Source organism: Draconibacterium halophilum (genome assembly GCF_010448835.1).
Classification (GTDB): Bacteria; Bacteroidota; Bacteroidia; order Bacteroidales; family Prolixibacteraceae; genus Draconibacterium; species Draconibacterium halophilum.
Map to the genome: position 1 here is coordinate 4,770,975 of NZ_CP048409.1, position 22,133 is coordinate 4,793,107.

Consider the following 22,133-nt stretch of genomic DNA (forward strand, 5'->3'; position numbering starts at 1 on the left):
TAAGGATCACACAATTAATAAGGGTATTTTCTATTTTTGCGCAAAATTATTAGTGTGATTAAACGCGGTTTTTTTTCAAAAATATTGCTACTTATACTGCCTCTGATTTTCAGCATTAATTTGTTGGGGCAAACTACTGCGCATGATTCAGCTTTTATTGCAAAAGTAAATGCTGAAACAGAAGTTGAACATTCACCTAAAAAAGCCACTATATATTCAGCAGTTTTACCGGGACTGGGACAGGCTTACAACAAAAAATACTGGAAAATTCCGTTAATATATGCCGGCTTCGGAACTATTGGCTATTTTATTCACTGGAACAACAACAATTATAAGATTATGCGTCAGGCTTATGCAGATTTAACCGACGGCCCAGGACCATATGGAGCTGAAGATCCGACCAATTCCTATATGAAACTTGAAGCAACTCAAATTAACGACCTTAACAACCCTACGGTTTACAATAACTTTAAAACCGGGCTGGATAAACAACAAAGTTACTACCGGCGTAACCGCGATCTGCTTTTTATCAGTATCATTGGGTTTTACGGATTGAATATCATTGATGCCAGTGTTGATGCACACTTATACGATTTTGATATTAGCGAAGACCTGACTTTAAACTGGCAACCAACAATACAATACCAGAGCTTCCAATACGTTTATGGAGTTAATTGCACTTTTACTTTTTAAGCTGAAACGAGCATACTAAAAAGGCTTCTCATTAAAAGTGGCACGATAATGCGAGTTACATGAGTCACCATTAAAACTGACAATTATAAACAGATGAAATACATTACCCTTTATATATTTACGATTTTATTTTTCACGAATGCGCTGGCGCAGAATATTGATTCGTCAATGACCATTGATGACTTAAAACTTGAGTCAGATTCTATTGGTTTTAATGAATTGGATGTTGACGACATGTTGAATTCTGTCTTTTCAGAAAAGATGGACAGTATGATGAGCTCTTGGGATATTCAAAACCGATTTAACTTCGACAATTCGGAGGTAACAACGCTTGATTTCCCTAAAAACCTTCCTGACTCAGTATACATCAATCGATTAAAAGAGATTGAGCAGGTTGTTGATCTATCGTACAACAAAGTGGTAAAAAACTACATAAAAATGTACACCGAAAGGCGTCGCGATCTGGTTGAAGTGATGCTTGGTTTATCGGCCTACTACTTTCCTATTTTTGAAGAAACGTTGGATAAGTATGACATGCCGCTGGAGATAAAGTACCTGGCGATAATTGAGTCGGCACTAAATCCAACCGCACGCTCGCGAGTTGGGGCAAATGGTTTGTGGCAATTTATGTACGGCACTGCCCGAAGCATGAAACTAGAGATTACATCGTTTGTTGATGAGCGTCGCGATCCGGTAAAAGCAACCGATGCCGCTGCACGCTACCTCAGTAAACTACACGATATTTACGGCAACTGGCATTTGGCCATTGCAGCCTACAACTGTGGCCCCGGAAATGTAAACCGTGCCATTCGTCGGTCGGGTGGAAAAAGAAATTACTGGGAAATATACTATCGTCTGCCACGCGAAACAAGAGGTTATGTGCCAGCCTTTATTGCTGCCACTTATGCCTTTGAATATCATAAAGAGCACAACTTGGTTCCACGTTTCCCGGAAATTGAGCTTTCGGTTGATACTGTGATGGTGAACGACTACCTGCACTTTGACCAAATCAGCGCAAAAATTCACATCGAAAAGGAACAATTGCGCGCACTTAACCCCATGTATCGCCGCGATGTTATTCCTGCAAAAAAGAGTAAATCATATCCTTTGGTTTTACCTAATAATGTGATCCTGGACTTTGTGGATCTGGACACCGCAATTTTTGCTTTCGAGCGCGATAAGTACTTCCCCGAGAATACACTAATGGACCCAACAACAAGCAACAGTAGCTATTTTACACCTGTTGATATAAAAGGAAAAGCAAAGGTTGTTTACACCGTTAAAGCGGGCGACAATGTTGGCTTTATCTCTTCGTGGTTTAAAGTGCGTGCCTCCGATTTAAGATACTGGAATAACATTCGGCGCGATATGATTCGAGTTGGACAGAAACTGGCCATTTACGTTCCTGAAAAAGACAAGGAAAAGTACGAAAAGGTTACTAATATGACTTTTTCTCAGAAGCAAGCTTCCATTGGAAAATCTTCGGCACCTACAAAAACCCTCGAAACAAAACCGCTTGATTCGAACTACGAATATTACACTGTGCGCAAAGGCGATACATTATGGGACATTGCTCAAAAATATGTGGGAATTTCTGCTGATGAGATTATGCGCCTAAATGAGTTGAAAAACGATCGGGGACTGTATATCGGGCAGAAATTAAAAATCAAACGAAAAGGGTAATTGCTTGCATCCTCGCATTTCACAAATAATAAATGCACGCCAGCTAATTAGTTAACCTTGCAAACTGCAGTTTTTTTAATCAGTGAATATCCACGAAATCTGTGTCATCAGCGTTCCGAATTCTTCCGCATTCGTTTTGGCCCATACCACAACCAAAATCCGGTTATACAGAATAACAGCAATGATAAACCAGCTACACTGGAATAGATTAGTTTAAACCAGCCATCAGTACGAAACCAATGATCGAGGACAGAACCATCGTGTATATTTTCGATTAAATCCGACCACCGACGTTCAATCTGCAAAAGTTCTCCTGTGGCACCGTCTAACTGAATGCCCCAATAACCTTCCTCAAACACAAACTTTATCATCCCCTTGCTCTGACGCACATCAATCTTATCCAATTCGGGCGTCTTCTGGGCAGAAATAGAATCGTGATAAACCTGAAATGCTATAGCGTGCAGGCTGTCAATGGTTAGCCATTCACTCAACTCCGTGGAAGTTCCTGTTTGCGATTTTGCAAGAATAAGACCACCACTGTTCTTTTTCCAGGTCAACAAAATTCCAGATACAGAGATAAATATGAATAATACAAACAACAAAACTCCTGTGGTACGGTGTACTTTTCTGAAATTCCGAATTAGTTTTGCTTGTTTTGCTCTGCCAGTATTTTTGGTCATACGATATAATAAATTGCAGGTTGCCGGTAAAAGATTATGCTTTTGCCGGCTCTAATTTTGGGACCAAAAATAACATAATTCCCATTACTTTTCCCGGAGTGGAATTTGTATGTAAAAAGACTCATTATTTGGGGTTGTATTGATATCAATAATAGAACAAGCCGCGTAAAGAGCGTTGGAATTTCCGTCTCTATAAATCAGCAATTGAGGACGCTCCAGTCGGTTTACTTTAATCGTATCGCCTGATTGAAGCTCCAGTTGCTTTTTCAGAAAAAAGGATCAGCAAACATACCAAAAGCAAGCAGTATAAAAATGCCTAAAATAATTGCCGTTGAATTCTTCAGTTTTTCTATTGTTACTGAATATTAAGTTTTTCCTCAAGCGCTTTTATTTCCTGCTTCAGCATATTTTTCTTTTTAATCGCTTTCGACAAGGCAAGTGCATCGCGAACAGCTTCCTTATCGTAGGTTTCAAGAATAATGTAATAGTATTCATTACCCAGAAAAACTGCTTTCAGATTACGTTCTACATTATTCGCAATAAATTCAATCACACCATTGTCTTTCCCGTTTCGGTACGATACCTTTTCCCACTTCGCTTCCATAAAATCGCTGCGGTGGTTATCTCCCGAATCAATTGGAATCTGGTCGGTTTTTGCATCGTCGCCACTGTCGTAAACACGAAGCCCGGTGTGGTCCAACCAGTTTTCGCCATGATAATTACTGCTTAAATATAATTCGCCACGCTCATCTAAATGCACCTGAATGTACGAACGATCCCACGCCCTTTTAAATGTCTGACGCTTGTGAATATATTGTGTATACCGGTCAAATTCCGTCTTTTCTTTTACGAAGGATTTTTCCAGCTCGGCAACCTGCACTGTTGCAGAATCTAGTTCTGCCTCCTTGCGCTGCATCACCTGAAAACGAACTTCTTGCAACAGATTTTTAGCTGCGTTGGCCGAATACATCGCCTCGGGGTACAATTTTGGAATACTATCCAACGTGCGAATGGCCTTCGCTGTATCGTTTTTTGCCAGCAGGTTTTTAGCCAGATCGATCTTTACACGCGCCTTATCCTCATCCGAAGGGCCACATGAAACAAAAATTATTAGTACAAAAAGCACCAGGTATTGAGCAGAAATCTTCATTCGTTTATAATTGTTTATTTTTGGCAACTCATGAAACTCGCATAATCATACCTTACAGTATTATACTGACTTTGTATTATGCTCGTTTCATCTATAATCTTTTATACAAAAGTAGTATTTTAATAGTAACACAGAAAAGTCAGCTTATTATCATGAACACCAATTCTGTACAATTTTTTAATACAAAAGATGCCGAAATTTTCCCTGATACAAGTGCGATAATAATTGCTGCCTGGCGTTTGTCGAATGCCGAAAATATTGGAAAGATCATTCGGCTGGCTCACAACCTTGGAGCTACAGAAGCGTTGTTTGTGCGAGAAGCTGAAAATCACCGGGAATCGAAGATTAAAAAAACGGCTGGTTTTTCATACGATCAGATGAAGTGGCGTTTTATTTCAGAAAGCGATTTTTTGAAATTACTGGATGCCGATTATCAGCTTACCATTTTAGAAACCTGCGATGGCGCCACAAATATCTATCGCGAAAAACTACCAAAAAAAACAATTTTACTGGCGGGTAGCGAATCGCACGGGCTTCCTGAGAACATAATAAAAATTGCCAATAAAAGCGTTTATATCCCCATGCCCGGTGCTTGTAAATCGTTAAATATTTCAAACGCACTGTCGGTTGCCGCTTTTGAATGGTATCGCCAAAACACCAGCATTTAATATTTTAATTCCGAATCGGTATTATCAACACTCATTTTACAAAATTGAAATTAACTCTGGCTTAACGCTTATAGTTATAGATTATTTCTATCTTTAAAACAAAAATCGACTTACGCCATGATTACCCTAACCCAACTAGAGTACATAGTTGCCGTTGACACTCATCGTCATTTTGGCAAAGCCGCCGAGGCATGTTTTATTACACAGCCAACGCTTTCCATGCAAATAAAAAAGCTGGAAGAAGACCTGGAGATTATAATTTTCGACAGAAGTAAACAACCACTTATTCCTACCGATGTTGGAATTCGGATTGTTGAACAGGCCAGAGTAGTTTTAAAACAGGCAGAAGAGGTAAACAACATTGTAAAAGACCATAAAAACCAGGTCTCGGGCATGTTGCGCATTGGAATTATACCAACGCTGGCACCCTACTTACTCCCAATTTTTGTGGGAAATTACAAAAAGAAGTACCCGAATATTTTCATTAAAGTGGTTGAAGCAACAACTGAAAACATTATCAATTTATTACACAAAGATCTAATTGATGTTGGTATCCTGGTAACTCCTCTGCACGAAGAGAAAATACTCGAAAAGCCTTTGTTTTACGAGGAAATGCTTATTTATGCCAACAGCGGACACAAACTACATAAACAAAAAGAAATTACCGTTGAAGACATTGCAACGCCTGAAATATGGCTGCTTAGCGACGGACACTGTTTCCGCAACCAGGTGGTTAACCTCTGTTCTTATTTGGGAACTACCGACAGTCAACTGCCATTTCACTTTGAAGCCGGATCGCTGGAAACATTAATGAACATTGTTGACCGCGAAGGAGGAATTACACTTATCCCGGAGTTGGCAAAAGCTACCATGTCGCAAAAAAGAGCTTACAACGTGGAAAATTTCACCAACCTTAAACCACTTCGGGAAGTTAGTTTAGTGTACTCGCGGCATTATGCAAAACACAAGTTAATCAACCTGCTTTGGCGGGAAATTAAAGAATCAGTTCCGGAAGAGTTACAGGACGAAAACCGTGGAACAATTGTAGAATGGCGCTAATAAAAGGACGCAAACTACAATCTTGATTATTAAATAAAGCGTACTTCCGAATTTTTCTCCCTGAATTTATTGCAAAATAAATTTTTTATATATCTTTGCGCCGCAATTCGCGGATGTGGCGGAATTGGTAGACGCGCTAGACTTAGGATCTAGTGCCTTATGGCGTGGGGGTTCGAGTCCCTTCATCCGCACTCAAAAAAACCGCCGACCTTAATTATAAAAGGTTGGCGTTTTTTGCATTTTAGGGGTATAAAAAATTTATCATCATGAACATTAATTTAGAAAACATCGACCAGGTTAACGCGGTAATCAACCTTACCATCGAAAAAACTGACTATGAAAAACAAGTTGCCGATGTTTTAAAAGACTATCGTCAAAAAGCCACAATCCCAGGATTTCGCCCCGGTAAAGTTCCGGCAGGCTTAATCAAAAAAAGATTTGGAACTGCAGTTTTGGTTGAAGAGGTAAATAAACTGATCTCTCAAAACCTGTCGAAATACATGATGGATGAAAAACTTCCGATACTTGGCGAGCCTATGCCAAACGAGGAAAAACAAAAGCCAATCGATTGGGAGAAAGACGAGACGTTTGAATTTGCTTTCGACGTAGCTTTGTCTCCAGAAGTAAACGTATCGCTCGATAAGCGCAACAAATACACTTACTACAATATTGCCGTTTCTGATGACATGATTCAGCAGCAAGTTGACATGGCAGCGTCACAGCTGGGAGAAAATATACCTGCTGAGGAAGCAAAAGAAGACAGTTCTGTTCGTGGTAATTTTGTTCAGCTTGATGCAGAAGGAAATGAAGTTGAAGGCGGAATTGCTCCGGAAGGCGTTCTTTTGGCGGTTGACAAAATCAAAGACGAAGAAGTTAAAAATGCATTTATCGGTTGCAAAAAAGACGACATTATCGTTTTCAACCCGATAAAAGCGTTCGAAAATAACCACGAAGTTTCGCACATGCTTAACATCAAGCATGAAGAAGCTGACACACTGGAAAGCGATTTCAGATATACCGTTACAGAAATTCTTCAGTTCCAAAAAGCAGAATTGAACGAAGAATTGTTCAAAAAACTTTATGGCGAGGAAACTGAAATCAAAACGCTGGAAGATTTTAAAGCACAGATAAAAGAAGATCTGGCTAAAAACCTGGCCCTTTCATCCGATCATAAATTCTCATTAGACACGCGCGATGCGCTGGTTGAAAAAACGGAACTGGAGTTACCAGAGGAATTTTTGAAACGTTGGTTAAATGCTGTAAATAAAGAATTAACACCGGAGCAAATTGAGAAGGAGTTCCCGGCATTTATTCTTGACCTGAAATGGCAATTGATTAAAGACAATATTGCAAAAGAAAACGAACTAACAATTGAAGCGGAAGAAGCTGAAGACTTTGCCAAGAAAATGGCAATGGCACAGTTCCAGCAGTACGGTATCCAAGATGCACCGGAGGAGCAACTGGAATCGTTCGCAAAAATGATGCTTGAAAAACCTGAAGAAAAAGAACGTATCTACAAAAAATTATTGGAAGACAAAGTTGTAGAAGTAGTGAAAGAAAAAGTTACTATTCAGGAAGAAGAAGTATCGCAGGAAAAATTCAACGAAATGATGCAGGCAAACCAATAGAACCTGTATTCATCTGAAAATATTTTGCTGAGTGCATCAGCGTGAATCTTTTTTATAACTTTGTAAATCGAAGAAACCGAATTTGCAAAGTTATTTTTTTTACAAGCAATTATAAAAATGGACAACAACGAATTTAAAAAATATGCAACGAAGCATGCTGGTATCAGCAGCTTAACAATGGACAAATATACATCGGTATATGGCAGTTATATTTCGCCAACAATTATCGAAGAGCGCCAGTTAAACGTAGCATCAATGGATGTATTTTCGCGTTTAATGATGGACCGTATCATTTTCCTTGGTGTACCAATTGACGATACAGTGGCTAACATTATTCAGGCACAATTGCTGTTCCTCGAGTCGACCGATCCGTCGAAAGACATTCAGATCTACTTCAACTCACCGGGAGGTTCCGTACATGCCGGATTGGGTATTTACGATACCATGCAATACATTTCTGCCGATGTTGCTACCATCTGTACAGGTATGGCAGCTTCAATGGCGGCTGTGTTAATGACAGCCGGACAGAAAGGAAAACGTTCTGCATTAACCCATTCTCGAATAATGATCCACCAGCCAATGGGTGGAGCTCAGGGCAGGCGTCTGATATTGAGATCACCGCTCGCGAGATTATTAAAATCAAGAATGAACTCTATTCAATTCTGGCCGATCACTCAGGCCAAACGAAAGAACAAATTGAAAAAGACTCAGATCGGGATTACTGGATGACAGCGAAGGAAGCGGTTGCCTATGGTATGATCGATGAAATTTTAGTTAGAAATAACAAGTAATGCCAAATAAAGAAAAGATGGATAAGTGTTCGTTCTGCGGACGGGAAAAGAAAGAAGTAAATCTTCTGATAGCGGGGATTGACGGACACATTTGCGACCGTTGTGCCGAGCAGGCTAACTCCATAATTCAGGAAGAGGTGAAAACATCAAGCTCTTTCGATTTGGATGATATTCAACTGCTCAAGCCAAAAGAGATTAAGGATTTTCTTGATCAATACGTTATTGGCCAGAATCGCGCAAAACGTGTTCTATCGGTTTCGGTTTACAATCATTACAAACGTTTGACACAAAAAGTTGACGATGATGAAACCGAGATTGAAAAGTCGAACATTATTTTAGTTGGCGAAACGGGTACGGGAAAAACCTTGTTGGCACGCACCATTGCAAAAATGTTACATGTTCCGTTTACCATTGTTGACGCGACGGTACTTACGGAAGCCGGTTATGTTGGTGAAGATATAGAAAGCTTGTTGACACGTTTGTTGCAAGCTGCCGATTATAATGTGGAAGCTGCCGAACGTGGGATCGTATTTGTTGATGAAATTGATAAGATCGCACGCAAGAGCGATAATCCATCGATAACACGAGATGTTTCAGGAGAAGGCGTTCAGCAAGGCTTGTTGAAACTGCTGGAAGGTTCGATTGTAAATGTTCCGCCACAAGGAGGACGTAAACACCCGGAACAAAAACTGATTCCGGTTGATACAAAAAATATTCTGTTTGTTTGTGGTGGCGCGTTTGATGGCATTGAGCGCAAAATTGCCAACCGACTAAACACAAAAGTTATTGGCTACAGCGCAGCAAAAGATGCTGATCGTATTGAGCGCGAAAACCTGTTGCAATACGTTTCGCCACAGGATTTAAAATCATTCGGATTAATTCCGGAGATCATTGGTCGTTTGCCGGTGCTTACTTATCTGAATCCTTTAGATAAAGAAACACTTCGCCGCATTTTAACTGAGCCAAAAAATTCAGTGATCAAGCAATACAAAAAGCTGTTTAAGCTGGATGAGATTGAGTTGGAATTTGAAGAAGATGCGCTGGAATACATTGTTGACAAGGCAATTGAATTTAAGTTGGGTGCACGTGGATTACGTTCGATTTGCGAAAATATTATGAACGATGCGATGTTCGATGCCCCATCAGAAGAAATAACTGAACTCTGCATTACTAAAGAATACGCCGAAGGACAAATTGACAAATCGGGTATCAGACGATTAAAAGCAAGCTAAGTACTTATAAAATATAGCAAAAAAACCGAACTAAAAAGTCCGGTTTTTTTGTGCCTTGTTTTTACTGCAAACCCTTGGAAAGCTGGTAACACTGATTTTGCTGATTGCCGCAGAATGAACTTCGGGATTAGTGCTGCAAGCTGGTGATGGTCCCATCCGGAGTGAGGCTATCACTTGGATTTTGTTCCTTTGTCAGACCTTGAAGGTCTTGTAATTAATGCTAAAAATGTTGTTTTATCTTTTACAGCTGTACGGCAGAGGAACGATTTACAAAATCGCGCCAGCAGCGGTCATTACTTAATGATATGGAAGAGATTCCCTGTAGAACTTTGGGTCTCCAGGGGAACTCCATTATAAACGACGCTTTTGATTTCCTCTTCGTTTTTAGTATAACTAACAGTAATCGTATCGACATCATCCTTAAAATGGAATAAACCTTCCATTAACCCATCGTCCGGATTTAGATACATATCTATTACTGTTATTCCTTCCAAAGTATCAACATGTGCAATTTCAGCAATACCTCTCATTGAGGTAATATGAAAATCTGTTAAGTCTAGTGAATCCGTAAACAAATCTTTTCCTAGTTCATCGAAGAACATAAAGCTAGCTGAGTACTCATAATAAGAACCAACGCCACAAGATGTGAACAAAAATATGCTTAATATTATTATAACTTTTTTCATCGTGTTATGGTTTTATACCGTCAATCATTCTTCTATATTTAATATAATTATCTCCGTTGTCTGGTTTAGTAACACTAATGTTCAAAAACCAGGCGTTGGAATTTCTTTTGGGTTCCTTGACTTTTTTGGTACCAGCAGATTTCAAGTCACTTTTCTTGTTAATTAACTCACTGCAAATTCTGTAGCCTTTACCATACTTACAGAGTATTAAGGTACAATCAATTCTTCAATCTCAGGGTGTTCGGTTTTCTCACACGAAACAAACAGTGTAAAAACCTACTAATAAAATAAATAAGAATTTTTTTTCATTTGGGTAATACTTTTTATGTTTATTAATACAAATAAAGATATTATTAGGACATCTACAATACTCTTTTGAATAATTTTATTCCTCGCTGGTTCCGATTTGTAATCGGAACCTTTTGATACACTCAAAAAGTGAAGCTTTACTTTTTCAGCCTTATAGGCTGAGGCACGATTTACAAAATCGCGCCAGCGAAGGATTAAAAGCAAGCTAAGCGCTTAGCACAAAATATGAGTTAAAACCGTACTTCTCTTTTCGGTTTTTTTTGCTTTTAATTTATATGTTCCCTATATAATCTTTTTTAACTTTCTTTAACTTTTATACATAAACCCTTGTATATAAAGCATTGCACAGGCATATTTCAGCCATATTTTTATTTTTGTTTATTTTTTTTAATTCTTTATTAAACATTAATGAATTGTTTACTGTTTTGAGTGTAATTACATTTTAAACTCATTAAAAATCTACAGAAATGAAAACAAGAAATTTAAAAAACATGTTTGGCTTAAGAAGTTTAACCATTGTAGCAGCAATAGCTGTAAGTATGGCATTTGTAAGTTGTGAAAAAGAAAACGACGACTACATCCCACAAAGTGAATTTAGTGAAGACTCAGCATTAAAAGCTGGTAAAGCATTGCCTCCCGGTGACGCATCCATTGCCGCAATTGCTATCGATGCAGGTTTTTCAGAGTTAGTTGGAGCACTTTTTTATGTTGACGAAGAATTGGAAACTGAATTGGTTGACATGTTCTTAAACGGTACCGATCAGTATACGGTTTTTGCACCAACCAACGATGCATTTATGGCTCTTTACGACGCCTTGGGAGTGGAAAGCATTAGCGACCTTCCGGCAGACTTAGTTCTTAATGTTCTACTGTACCATGTTACTGATGGAAGAAGAGCTGCAAACAGTGTAGTTCCTAAAAAGAATCCAAGAACGATTGAAACACTGCTAGAAGGTGCAACCTTTAAGGTTGACAAAGACCTGAAAATTTGGGCAGTTGGAAATACTGCAAATCTTGTTCCCGATTTTGTTAACATCTCAGCATCAAATGGAATCATACATGTAATCGATGCGGTTATTCTGCCAATTGAGTAGTCTAAAATAATTTCAACGCCATGAAACGTTAAAGGAGCGGCTTTTATAAGTCGCTCCTTTTTTGTTTACAGCAAATTAGTGTTAATCTTTCTTCAAAAACCTTAATCAATAGGTTAAGCCTTTTATTTTTTCTATTTTCCCGTGATTTTTTTCGAAAACAAGAAAATGAGCAATTTATCACGTAGAAAATTTATAGGAACAACGGCAGCAAGTATTGCCGCCGCTACAATTCTTCCCTCTAATGTTATTGCAGGGCTTGGTCATAAACCACCCAGCGACAAACTAAATATTGCCGGAATCGGTGTTGGAGGAAAAGGTTTTACCAACCTGAAATTCATGGAAACCGAAAACATCGTTGCCTTATGCGATGTAGACTGGGATTACGCCGGAAGAAACGCATTTGAGCGTTGGTACCGGGCCAAGCAGTACAAAGATTTCAGGGTGATGCTGGAAGAGCAGAAAGATATTGACGCGGTAATGATTGCTACTCCGGATCATACCCACGCCCTGCCGGCATTAATGGCTATGCGCGAAGGGAAACATGTTTTTCTACAGAAACCATTGACGCATTCGGTTTACGAATCGCGAATTATGACCGAAACCGCAGCACGTTACGGCGTTGCCACACAAATGGGCAACCAGGGAAATTCGGCCGACGGTATTCGCCAGATTTGCGAATGGATTTGGGCCGGAACAATTGGTGAGGTTACCCATGTTGACACCTGGACTAACCGCCCGATATGGCCACAGGGTTTAACCCGACCGGAAAAAAGCAAAAGAATTCCCAAAACACTGGATTGGGATTTATTTATAGGCCCGGCAAAGTTTACGGAATACAACCCCATTTACCACCCATGGAACTGGCGTGGCTGGTGGGATTTTGGAACCGGAGCACTCGGCGATATGGGATGCCATATTCTCGATCCTGTTTTTAAAGCATTAAACTTAAAATATCCGAAAACAGTTGAAGGCAGTTCAACACCATTTAATAATGATTCGGCACCAAATGCAGAGTTTGTACGTTACGAATTTGATCGCCGTGATAATCTCCCAAAAGTAGCCATGCCCGCAGTTACCGTAAATTGGTACGACGGTGGTTTTATGCCACCACGACCCGATGAATTAAAAGATGGCGAACAGATGGGCGACGACGGTGGTGGTTGTATTTTCTACGGTACAAAAGGGAAGATTATGTGTGGCACTTACGCTGCTAATCCAACCTTATTGCCAACAGCAGAAATGGCTCATTTTCAAGAGCCGGATAAATCGATTCGACGCATTTATAATGCCATGGAAGGCGGACATGAACAAGACTGGATAAGAGCCTGCAAAGAAAGTAAAGATGCACGTGTTGAAGCCTCGTCGAATTTTGCCTATGCCGGCCCATTAAACGAAATGGTTGTTATGGGTGTGCTGGCTGTTCGATTGCAAAGCCTTCAGCGCAAGTTGGAGTGGGACGGACCGAATATGCGATTTACAAATATTCGTCCATCGGATACCATTCGCGTATTGAAAAAAGACAATTTTGATGTAATTAACGGTGATCCGACTTTTAACAAAGATTACGAAACTCTATCGGCGCAAAAAATGGCCGAAGAGTGGATCAGGCACACTTACCGTAGCGGCTGGGAGCAGATTTAAAACAGTATTATTGTGAAAAATCGTTATCCTGAATTCATTTCAGGATCTACTTGAAAAAGATTCTTAAACAAGTTCAGAATGACGAAAAAGGGATACCGAATAAACGACATCCCTTTTTTATGCTTTTGATTCTAAGCGCTTAGCGCTTAGGTAAACTGCCTTTCTTTAATTCTTACAATCTAAATCAATCCGGCCTCTTTCAACAGCACTTCCATTTCTTTCTGAACTCCTGCTGCTGCTGCTCCAGCTTTTGTTGCGAAATCAGTTTCCGACGAAGCGTAGATAATTCCACGCGACGAATTCACCAACAAACCACATTTGCTGTTCATTCCGTTTTTTGCTACTTCCTGCAAGCTACCACCTTGCGCTCCCACGCCCGGTACTAACAAAAAGTGATTAGGAACAATCGTGCGAATTTCTTTCAGTTTCTCCGCTTTTGTAGCTCCAACTACATACATCAGATTCTCTGTGGTTCCCCAGTTTTGCGATGTTTTTAAAACCGTTTCAAACAACTTGTCGCCACTTTCTTTGTCTTCGATAAACTGAAAATCGGATGCTCCTTTATTTGATGTAAGCGCCAAAAGAATCACCCATTTGTCGAGGTAAGTCATAAACGGTTTTACCGAGTCTTCGCCCATGTAGGGCGCAACGGTTACCGCATCAAAATCCTGCTGATCGAAAAATGCACGTGCATATAAATTCGATGTATTGCCAATATCTCCACGTTTGGCATCTGCAATCACAAAAATTTCAGGGAATTTAGATTTTATATACCTCACAGTTTTTTCCAGGCTTTCCATTCCTTTCGATCCCAAACTTTCGTAAAATGCCAGATTGGGTTTATAAGCCACCGAAAACCCGGCAGTGGCATCAATAATTTCTTTGTTGAATGAAAAGACCGGGTCAGACGTATCTTTCAAGTGTTGTGGAATTTTTTGAATATCGGTATCCAAACCCACGCAAAGAAAACTGCGCTTTTTTTGGATCTGCTCAAATAGTTGTTGTTGATTCATGATAAAAAAGTTAGAAGTCTGGGGACCGAAGTCCGAAAACCTCCATTTATTGTTTTTAAATTTCTGCTTCTTTAAGTTTTGCGGCGTTTTCTTCGAGCATCAATTTTTCAATGATTTCACTAATTTCGCCATTAATAATTGCCTGCAAGTTGTACATAGTAAGGTTAATACGGTGATCGGTAACCCTTCCCTGTGGCCAGTTGTACGTACGAATTTTCGCTGACCGGTCGCCGGTAGAAACCATTGTTTTCCGTTTCGATGAAATCTCGTCGATATATTTCTGGTACTCCATATTGTACAATCGGGTACGCAGCTCTCCCATTGCTTTGTCAAGGTTTTTCAGCTTCGATTTCTGATCCTGACAAGTAACTACAATTCCGGTTGGAATGTGCGTTAAACGAATGGCCGAATAAGTGGTATTCACCGACTGTCCACCAGGGCCTGACGAACAGTATTCATCACGACGGATATCCTCGGTTTTTAATTCCACATCAAATTCATCCGCTTCAGGCAAAACCGCTACTGTTGCTGCCGACGTATGCACCCGTCCCTGTGTTTCGGTTTGTGGTACACGCTGCACACGGTGCACTCCCGATTCGTATTTCATAACGCCGTAAACACCTTCGCCGCTAATATTGGCAACAATCTCTTTAAAACCACCTGCGGTTCCTTCGTTGGCATTGGTAACTTCCATACGCCAGCCTTTTTGTTCGCAAAACTTACTGTACATGCGGAACAGGTCGCCGGCAAAAATACTTGCCTCATCGCCACCGGTTCCGGCACGGATTTCAAGAATTGCATTTTTGGCATCTTCCGGATCGGCCGGAACAAGCAACATTTTTATTTCCTTCTCAAGTTCAGGGATACGTTTTTCCGACTCTTCGATTTCCTCACGCGCCATTTCGCGCATTTCTTCATCGCTTTCCTCGGCCAGCATTTCTTTCCCGGTCTGGATATTATCAACCAGATTTTTAAATTCCTGAAACTTTTCAACTAACTTTTGCAGGTTTTTGTATTCCTGATTCAGCTTTACGTAACGCTTCATATCAGCAATCACCTCAGGATCGGTAATCTGCTGCTCTACTTCCTCGAAGCGGTGCTTTATCGATTCAAACTTTTCTAATAATGCGTATTCTGCCATGGTTTTCTTTAATAAATGAATTCCCCTTTCTCCGACTTAATTGTCAATTTCTTACCGTCGAAAGGTTCAACTTTTCCAATAATTTGTGCATCGATGTTGAACGATTTTGAGATTTCAATAATCTCGTTGGCCACATCGGCACTGCAGTATATTTCGTAACGGTGCCCCATGTTGAACACCTTGTACATTTCTTTCCAGTTGGTACCCGATTGCTCCTGAATTAGTTTGAACAGCTGCGGTACCGGAAACATATTATCTTTTACAACATGAACATTCTCGACAAAATGCAATACTTTTGTTTGCGCTCCTCCCGAACAATGAATCATTCCTGAAATTTGTGAGCGATACTTGTCCAGCACTTTTTTAATTACCGGAGCATAAGTTCGTGTTGGCGAAAGTACCAGCTTGCCGGCATCAATATTTAATCCTTCAATAGCATCAGTCAGCTTTTTTCCCCCTGAATAAACCAAGTCTGACGGAACTTCCGGATCAAAACTCTCCGGGTATTTATCGGCCAGATAATTGGCAAAAACATCGTGGCGGGCCGAAGTTAATCCGTTACTTCCCATTCCACCGTTGTATTCCGTTTCGTAAGTTGCCGTTCCCGATGATGACAAACCAACAATTACATCTCCGGCAGCAATTTTATCGGCCGACACCACATCTGCTTTTTTCATTCGGCAAGTAACCGTTGAGTCAACAATGATTGTGCGAACCAAATCACCGACATCAGCAGTTTCTCCGCCGGTTGAATAAATGCTCACACCCATTTCGCGCAGGTTGGCAAGCAACTCTTCGGTTCCGTTAATGATAGCTGCAATAACTTCGCCCGGAATATTGTTTTTGTTACGGCCAATGGTCGACGACACCAAAATATTATCGGTTGCACCAACACAAAGCAAGTCGTCAACATTCATGATTAATGCATCCTGAGCTATTCCTTTCCACACCGATACGTCGCCGGTTTCTTTCCAGTACATGTACGCCAATGCCGATTTTGTTCCTGCCCATCGGCGTGCATAATATTGCACCATTCCGCATCGCCCCCTAAAATATCGGGAACAATTTTGCAGAATGCCTTTGGAAAAAGACCTTTGTCTACATTCTTAATTGCTTCGTGCACATCTTCTTTCGAGGCCGAAACCCCCCTTGCACTATATCTTGATTCCGTTACCATTTACTACGTGATTTTTGTGGCTACAAAAGTAACAATTTCTAATCGATTGTCTGTCATTATTCCCAGGCAGACAAACAAAAAAAGGAAAGACTTCATACGTCCTTCCTTAATTGTTAAAATATCGTGATAGCTAAGCGTATAAAAAGCGCTTAATCTTTCTTGTTGGCGTACGTTCAAAAGGATTTGGCTGCAATACAACCTGATTGATCCGCGAAAACTTATTCACTTCCTGGTTCACTTTTTTCATGATCTCCTCCAATATTTCATCCGATCTTTCAGTAAAATAATGCTGTGCGTCCTCTTTCAATTGTTTAAAATGTTCTTCCATTTCCTCGGTGTTCAAATGAATCATGGCTACCAGTTTACCTTTCTTTTCAACCACCAGCGATTCCAATACAAAACGCATTTTGTTAATCACCGTTTCAATTTCTTCGGGGTAAATATTTTCGCCACTGGCCCCCACAATCATCGTTTTTATACGGCCTTTAATGTGCAGCAAATTTTGTTTATCAAACATTCCCCGGTCACCGGTGCGAAACCAGCCATCTTCGGTAAAAACATCTTTGGTAATGTCAGGAGCTTTATAATAACCTCTCATAACATTCTCGCCTTTTGCCTGAATTTCGCCCTCACCGGTTGCCGGATCAGGATTGGCGATGCGCAATGAGACACCTTTCATGGCAATTCCAGCAGAACCTACTCTCCTGTATTTTCCTACTGCCCCTGATAACAGAGGTGCCGTTTCGGTTAATCCATAACCAATGGCGTACGGGAATCCGCCTTCAAATAAAAAGCGTTCAACTGTTGAGTCAAGTTTTGCACCACCAATTCCGAAAAAGTGCAAGTGCCCGCCAAATGTTTTATGTAGCTTTTTAGCCGCAATTTTATGCATTAATTTTCGTGTTGGCGCAAACGAAGTTAGAAAACGCATCATCCCGCTTTTTTGGAAAGCTGGTTGAATTTTTGCCTTGTAAACCTTCTCGATAATGAGTGGCACCGATAACATTACAGTAGGCTTAACCTCTTGCAATGCCGGCATTAACACCGATGCTACAGGAGGTTTCCGCAGATAATGAACCGATGCGCCGTACATGAACGGCAATAAAAAGCCCACCGTATTTTCGAGTGTATGCGACAGTGGCAATATGGAAATAAACCTGTCGACAGGAGTTATCCGCTGTAACGTACGACTTTGTTGCGCTGTCCACGCCAGATTTTTGTGCGTAAGCATCACTCCTTTTGAGCTACCCGTAGTACCCGATGTATAAATAATCGATGCCAGATCTTCTTCCACCACATCAACAGGTAAAAACTTACGGGTGGTTAGAGGCAACGAAGAAGTTAATTTCGTTAAAAGTTCTGCCGGCATTTGTTTGGGAATTACAGCAAAGTTATCCACCAAAACCATATGCTCTACAATATCAGAAACACCCGGACTCACCGATTTGTAGAGCCCCTCGGAAACAAACAGCAATTTTGATTCGGAGTGTTCTATAATCGTCTCAATCTCATTCGAATGGAAATCGGGTAAAATAGGAACAGCCACTGCCCCAACTACCGAAGTAGCAAAAAAAGCTTTTCCCCAGTTTGGCATATTGGTGCTTAAAATGGCTACTTTATCGCCTTTACCAATGCCCAGTCCTACTAAAAGTTCCGCCAAAAGCTCCACATCCTCTCCCATTTGTTTGTAAGTGAAATCCTCTTCACCGGCAAACTTTACCGAGGTATTATCCGCAAATTTCTCCACCGAATTGTAAAACAATGCCGGCAAAGTCAATCTTGTTTTGTTAATCATATTTTCTGTCTCTCTTAAAGCAAATCTGTTTGCTCAAATAAACGCGCCAAAAATAGCAAAAAATCTGTGGTGGTTATGTGACTTCATTTTCCTCTACGAAACACATCCTACTCACAAATAACTGAACGAATGCAACTTATAGCATTTCGGAAAAATTCTTAACTTTTTTTATGGTTTAAAATAGTAGTTTTAACAACTAAAATTCGAATTATGGGGTCTAATATTCAACAAAATGAGCTGGTTTCGGCTACTGAAAACTTTATAAAACAGTACTTTGAAGCCGATAGTTCGGGGCACGATTGGTGGCACATTTACCGTGTGCGAAACATGGCTCTTCACCTGGCAGAAAAAGAAGGCGGCGATCTTTTTCTTATTGAAATGGCAGCCTTGCTTCACGATCTCGACGACTGGAAACTGGGCAACGGAGAAAACACTTCGAAAACAAAAAGCTGGCTAACCCAAGTTGAAGTTGATAAAAAAGATGCTGAAAGAATTGGGCAGATTATAGAACAAGTATCATTTAAAGGCGCCGGAGTTGAAACAAAGGCCGAAAGTATTGAAGCCCAAATCGTTCAGGATGCCGACCGGCTGGATGCCATTGGAGCCATTGGAATTGCGCGCACTTTTGCCTATGGCGGGAATAAAGGGCGCTTGCTGCATCATCCTGATATTAAGCCACAACTGCACGATAGTTTTGAGGCGTACAAAAAAACAACAGCTCCTACCATCAATCATTTTTACGAAAAGCTGTTGCTACTAAAAGACCGTATGAATACAATAACTGCACAGGAAATTGCAAAAGAGCGCCACCGTTTTATGGAAGATTTTCTAGCCCAATTTTTTTTCGAATGGGACTGTAAAAAATAATCGCAGCTATTGCTTTATAATCGATTGCTTTCGTAAATTTAGACAGCCTAAAAACAATTATGTATGAAAGTAGAACATCTGGCCATTTGGACCTATAATCTCGAAGGAATGCGAAGTTTTTACATGCATTATTTCGATGCATCATCGAGCGAGGTTTACCATAACCACAGCCGCGAATATCGCTCGTATTTTCTTTCTTTTGACGGCGATTGCCGCATTGAGTTGATGGAAATGCCGGGTATTCCGAAATCAAGGGACAATACGCTGAAACAATTTACCGGACTTATTCATTTTGCCTTTAAGTTAGGCTCGAAAAGTAAAGTACACGAACTAACCGAAACGCTTCGGAAAGACGGGTACAAAATTATTAGCGAACCGCGCACCACCGGCGACGGCTTTTTCGAAAGTGTATTTTTGGATCCTGACGGCAACCGGGTGGAGATTATGGCGTAAAAGTTAAGCAATTGATTTTCATTTCCCCTTTCAATGTGTATTTTTAGATTTCAATCTAAATCAACGATAATGAAACTTAAGAACCTACGCCTATTTTGCTTCTTGTTCTGTATTGCAATTGTTTGTATAACCTTTACCGGTTGCGAAGAAAAAATTCCTGAAGAATTACCAAATATTTTATGGTTAACGAGCGAAGACAACAGTCCTTTTTTAGGATGTTACGGCGATGATTTTACAACTACACCCAACCTCGACAAATTAGCCTCGGAAGGATTTTTATACACTCACGCTTATGCAAATGCCCCTGTTTGTGCTCCTACCCGAAATACAATTTTAACCGGTGTTTATGCCAGTTCAAATGGCAACCAGCATATGCGAAGTTATTATCCGCTTTCAGAAACGGTGCTGCCCTACCCTGTTTATTTGCAACAGGCCGGTTACTACTGTACCAACAACAGCAAAACTGATTATAACACGAATAATGTTGATGAGCAAGCTATTTGGGACGAATGCAGCAAAACTGCACACTGGAAAAACAGACCGGCAGAGAAACCATTTTTCGCCGTATTTAACACTACAATTTCGCACGAAAGCAGTATTCATAAATCTATTCCGAATAATGAGTTGCGGCACAGTCCCGACGAAGTACCAATCCCCCCGTATCATCCGGCAACACCAGAGATGAAGCACGACTGGGCACAATACTACGACAAGGTGGAAGACATGGACGCTCAAATTGGAAAGTGGCTAAAAGAGTTGGACGATGCAGGATTGGCTGAAAATACAATTGTATTTTATTATGGCGACCATGGTGGAGTTTTGGCGCGCAGCAAACGTTATGTGTACGAAACCGGCACACAAGTTCCTTTTATTGTTCGTATTCCTGAGAAATACAAATATCTATTCCCTGAAAAACAAGTCGGAACAAAAGTAAACCGATTAATAAGTTTTGTTGATTTAGTACCTACACTGCTTAGTATTATTGGGGTTGAAATTCCGGATTATTTGCAAGGCGATGCATTTCTGGGCAAACAAAAAACTGCTGATCCTGAATATGCATATATGTTTCGGGGGAGAATGGATGAACGTTACGACATGTCTCGTGCCGTGCGCAATCAGCAATTCCGTTACATCCGCAATTACATGCCGAACCGAATATACGGGCAGCGTATAGACTATTTATTTAAGGCTCCTTCCATTCGATCGTGGAAAGAGGCTTACGAAAAAGGCGAATGCAACGAAGTACAAAGTGCCTTTTGGGAAACAAAGCCCGTTGAAGAATTGTACGATACGGAAAATGATCCCTGGGAAATTAACAACCTGGCCAACAATCCGGAATACAAAGATATACTGGAAAAAATGCGTGCTGCGAATAAAGAATGGGTAACACGAATTAAGGATACAGGTTTTATTCCTGAAGCCGACCGTGTTGACCGCGCCGGGGAAACACCTATGTACGATTACATGCGATCGGGGGAAGTGAATTTGGAAGAAATTATGGAAGCTGCAGAAATAGCTACATTAGGAAAAGTAGAGAATGTTGACCACTTAAAAAGTTACCTAAAAAGCAATGAAAGTGCAGTTCGATACTGGGGCGCTTCAGGACTACTGATTCTTGGAGATAAAGCAGTTTCTGCAATTCCGGATTTAAAAGCAGCCACCACCGATGAGTCGGCAAATGTAGTTTCTGTTGCTGCAGAAGCACTTTATAATTTAGGCGAAAAAGAAATGGCCAAAAAAGCTTTACTTTCTGTTTTGAAGAATTCTAACGAATTTGCCCGTTGCCATGCCCTAAACGTAATCGACTGCATTGATGAAAGTAGCAAAGAAATTCAGGAAGGAGTGGTTGATATGATTTCAAACGCCGATTCGAAAACCAGAAATAAATACGATATGCGGGCAGCAAAATGGCTAATTGAAAAGTGGGGATTAAATCCTGACGATTATAAAATTGACTTTGCCTGGTAACGAAAACGTAACACCGATTAAACCGATTAACGCTGTTTAATCGGAGTTATAGCTCATCGCCACATTCCCAAACCAATACAGGGCGGTGCTTGTTTTCATTAAAATCCACAGGATCTGCTGTAGCTCCCCATTCAACTCGTCGTCCATCGTAGTGATACACTTCGCAATCGGAACACGACCAGTAGCCACAATAAAGATGATAGAAATATTCCTCATTATAAGACCAACGTTGCACCTGACAACCATAACATTCTCCTGAGCTTTCGAGCTCGGTAAGCCGGGGTTTTAGCCATTCTGGTATAAGTATGGGCTCCGGCTCGCGGTCTTCGCACGAAACGAGTGCAAGTCCTAAAAATAACATAAGGAGTGCTTTTTTCATCGTTGTTTATTTACGTTAGTTTGTTC

At 40.5% G+C, this 22,133-nt stretch carries 19 protein-coding genes, 1 tRNA gene and 1 pseudogene; 13 read left to right on the top strand and 8 right to left on the bottom strand.

Annotation, left to right across the window (positions count from 1 at the left end; all coding sequences use genetic code 11):
• The first annotated feature begins 84 nt into the window (after positions 1–84).
• Positions 85–693: a DUF5683 domain-containing protein gene (locus G0Q07_RS19520; RefSeq protein ID WP_163348735.1), complete on the top strand. Its 609-nt coding sequence runs from the start codon at positions 85–87 to the stop codon at positions 691–693.
• A 93-nt stretch (positions 694–786) separates the two neighbouring features.
• The gene (locus G0Q07_RS19525) at positions 787–2,376 is read left to right on the top strand and encodes a lytic transglycosylase domain-containing protein (protein WP_163348736.1); all 1,590 of its coding nucleotides are present in this window, start codon (positions 787–789) and stop codon (positions 2,374–2,376) included.
• A gap of 107 nt (positions 2,377–2,483) precedes the next feature.
• Here G0Q07_RS19525 and G0Q07_RS19530 read toward each other — a convergent pair whose 3' ends face one another.
• Both G0Q07_RS19530 and G0Q07_RS19535 read right to left on the bottom strand, forming a co-directional pair.
• Positions 2,484–3,056 (bottom strand): PepSY-associated TM helix domain-containing protein, encoded by a 573-nt coding sequence (locus G0Q07_RS19530; protein WP_163348737.1) that lies wholly within the window; start codon positions 3,054–3,056, stop codon positions 2,484–2,486.
• Positions 3,057–3,411: 355 nt separating this feature from the next.
• The gene (locus G0Q07_RS19535) at positions 3,412–4,206 is read right to left on the bottom strand and encodes a hypothetical protein (protein WP_163348738.1); all 795 of its coding nucleotides are present in this window, start codon (positions 4,204–4,206) and stop codon (positions 3,412–3,414) included.
• A gap of 152 nt (positions 4,207–4,358) precedes the next feature.
• Here G0Q07_RS19535 and G0Q07_RS19540 point away from each other — a divergent pair, with 152 nt between their 5' ends.
• From G0Q07_RS19540 to clpX, 6 genes and pseudogenes are all read left to right on the top strand, one after another.
• Positions 4,359–4,874 (top strand): TrmH family RNA methyltransferase, encoded by a 516-nt coding sequence (locus G0Q07_RS19540; RefSeq protein ID WP_163348739.1) that lies wholly within the window; start codon positions 4,359–4,361, stop codon positions 4,872–4,874.
• A 117-nt stretch (positions 4,875–4,991) separates the two neighbouring features.
• Positions 4,992–5,933: a LysR substrate-binding domain-containing protein gene (locus G0Q07_RS19545; RefSeq protein ID WP_163348740.1), complete on the top strand. Its 942-nt coding sequence runs from the start codon at positions 4,992–4,994 to the stop codon at positions 5,931–5,933.
• A 109-nt stretch (positions 5,934–6,042) separates the two neighbouring features.
• Positions 6,043–6,124, top strand: a tRNA-Leu gene (locus G0Q07_RS19550).
• A gap of 75 nt (positions 6,125–6,199) precedes the next feature.
• Positions 6,200–7,561, top strand: a complete 1,362-nt coding sequence (tig, locus tag G0Q07_RS19555; RefSeq protein WP_163348741.1) for a trigger factor — start codon at positions 6,200–6,202, stop codon at positions 7,559–7,561.
• 279 nt (positions 7,562–7,840) lie between these two features.
• Positions 7,841–8,352: pseudogene (locus tag G0Q07_RS19560) on the top strand (ATP-dependent Clp protease proteolytic subunit).
• Entirely contained in the window at positions 8,352–9,584 is a 1,233-nt protein-coding gene (gene clpX / locus G0Q07_RS19565) for an ATP-dependent Clp protease ATP-binding subunit ClpX (RefSeq protein ID WP_203532613.1), read from the top strand. The pseudogene G0Q07_RS19560 and the gene clpX overlap by 1 nt, the downstream one beginning before the upstream one ends.
• Positions 9,585–9,877: 293 nt before the next feature.
• Here the strand turns inward: clpX and G0Q07_RS19570 are convergent, their stop codons facing one another.
• Positions 9,878–10,270, bottom strand: coding sequence for a hypothetical protein (locus G0Q07_RS19570; protein WP_163348742.1), 393 nt, complete (start codon positions 10,268–10,270; stop codon positions 9,878–9,880).
• Between the two features lie 776 nt (positions 10,271–11,046).
• Here G0Q07_RS19570 and G0Q07_RS19575 point away from each other — a divergent pair.
• Entirely contained in the window at positions 11,047–11,673 is a 627-nt protein-coding gene (locus tag G0Q07_RS19575; protein WP_163348743.1) for a fasciclin domain-containing protein, read from the top strand.
• Positions 11,674–11,838: 165 nt separating this feature from the next.
• Positions 11,839–13,314: a Gfo/Idh/MocA family protein gene (locus G0Q07_RS19580; RefSeq protein WP_163348744.1), complete on the top strand. Its 1,476-nt coding sequence runs from the start codon at positions 11,839–11,841 to the stop codon at positions 13,312–13,314.
• Between the two features lie 179 nt (positions 13,315–13,493).
• Here G0Q07_RS19580 and pyrF read toward each other — a convergent pair whose 3' ends face one another.
• From pyrF to G0Q07_RS19600, 4 genes are all read right to left on the bottom strand, one after another.
• The gene (gene pyrF, locus G0Q07_RS19585; protein WP_163348745.1) at positions 13,494–14,327 is read right to left on the bottom strand and encodes an orotidine-5'-phosphate decarboxylase; all 834 of its coding nucleotides are present in this window, start codon (positions 14,325–14,327) and stop codon (positions 13,494–13,496) included.
• Between the two features lie 55 nt (positions 14,328–14,382).
• Entirely contained in the window at positions 14,383–15,468 is a 1,086-nt protein-coding gene (prfA, locus tag G0Q07_RS19590; protein ID WP_163348746.1) for a peptide chain release factor 1, read from the bottom strand.
• Between the two features lie 8 nt (positions 15,469–15,476).
• On the bottom strand, positions 15,477–16,502 hold the full coding sequence (locus tag G0Q07_RS19595; RefSeq protein ID WP_246222944.1) for an AIR synthase related protein: 1,026 nt from the start codon (positions 16,500–16,502) through the stop codon (positions 15,477–15,479).
• Positions 16,503–16,775: 273 nt separating this feature from the next.
• Positions 16,776–18,440 carry an AMP-binding protein gene (locus G0Q07_RS19600; RefSeq protein WP_163348747.1) on the bottom strand — a complete coding sequence of 555 codons (1,665 nt, stop codon included), beginning with the start codon at positions 18,438–18,440 and terminating at the stop codon, positions 16,776–16,778.
• 210 nt (positions 18,441–18,650) lie between these two features.
• Here G0Q07_RS19600 and G0Q07_RS19605 point away from each other — a divergent pair, with 210 nt between their 5' ends.
• The 3 genes from G0Q07_RS19605 to G0Q07_RS19615 all read left to right on the top strand — a co-directional run bounded on the left by G0Q07_RS19605 (position 18,651) and on the right by G0Q07_RS19615 (position 21,728).
• On the top strand, positions 18,651–19,307 hold the full coding sequence (locus G0Q07_RS19605) for an HD domain-containing protein (RefSeq protein ID WP_203532614.1): 657 nt from the start codon (positions 18,651–18,653) through the stop codon (positions 19,305–19,307).
• Between the two features lie 63 nt (positions 19,308–19,370).
• Complete coding sequence (locus tag G0Q07_RS19610; protein WP_163348748.1) at positions 19,371–19,760, top strand: VOC family protein; 390 nt, start codon at positions 19,371–19,373, stop codon at positions 19,758–19,760.
• A 69-nt stretch (positions 19,761–19,829) separates the two neighbouring features.
• Positions 19,830–21,728, top strand: coding sequence for a sulfatase-like hydrolase/transferase (locus G0Q07_RS19615; protein ID WP_163348749.1), 1,899 nt, complete (start codon positions 19,830–19,832; stop codon positions 21,726–21,728).
• Between the two features lie 46 nt (positions 21,729–21,774).
• Here the strand turns inward: G0Q07_RS19615 and G0Q07_RS19620 are convergent, their stop codons facing one another.
• On the bottom strand, positions 21,775–22,107 hold the full coding sequence (locus G0Q07_RS19620) for a hypothetical protein (protein WP_163348750.1): 333 nt from the start codon (positions 22,105–22,107) through the stop codon (positions 21,775–21,777).
• Positions 22,108–22,133 lie beyond the last annotated feature (26 nt).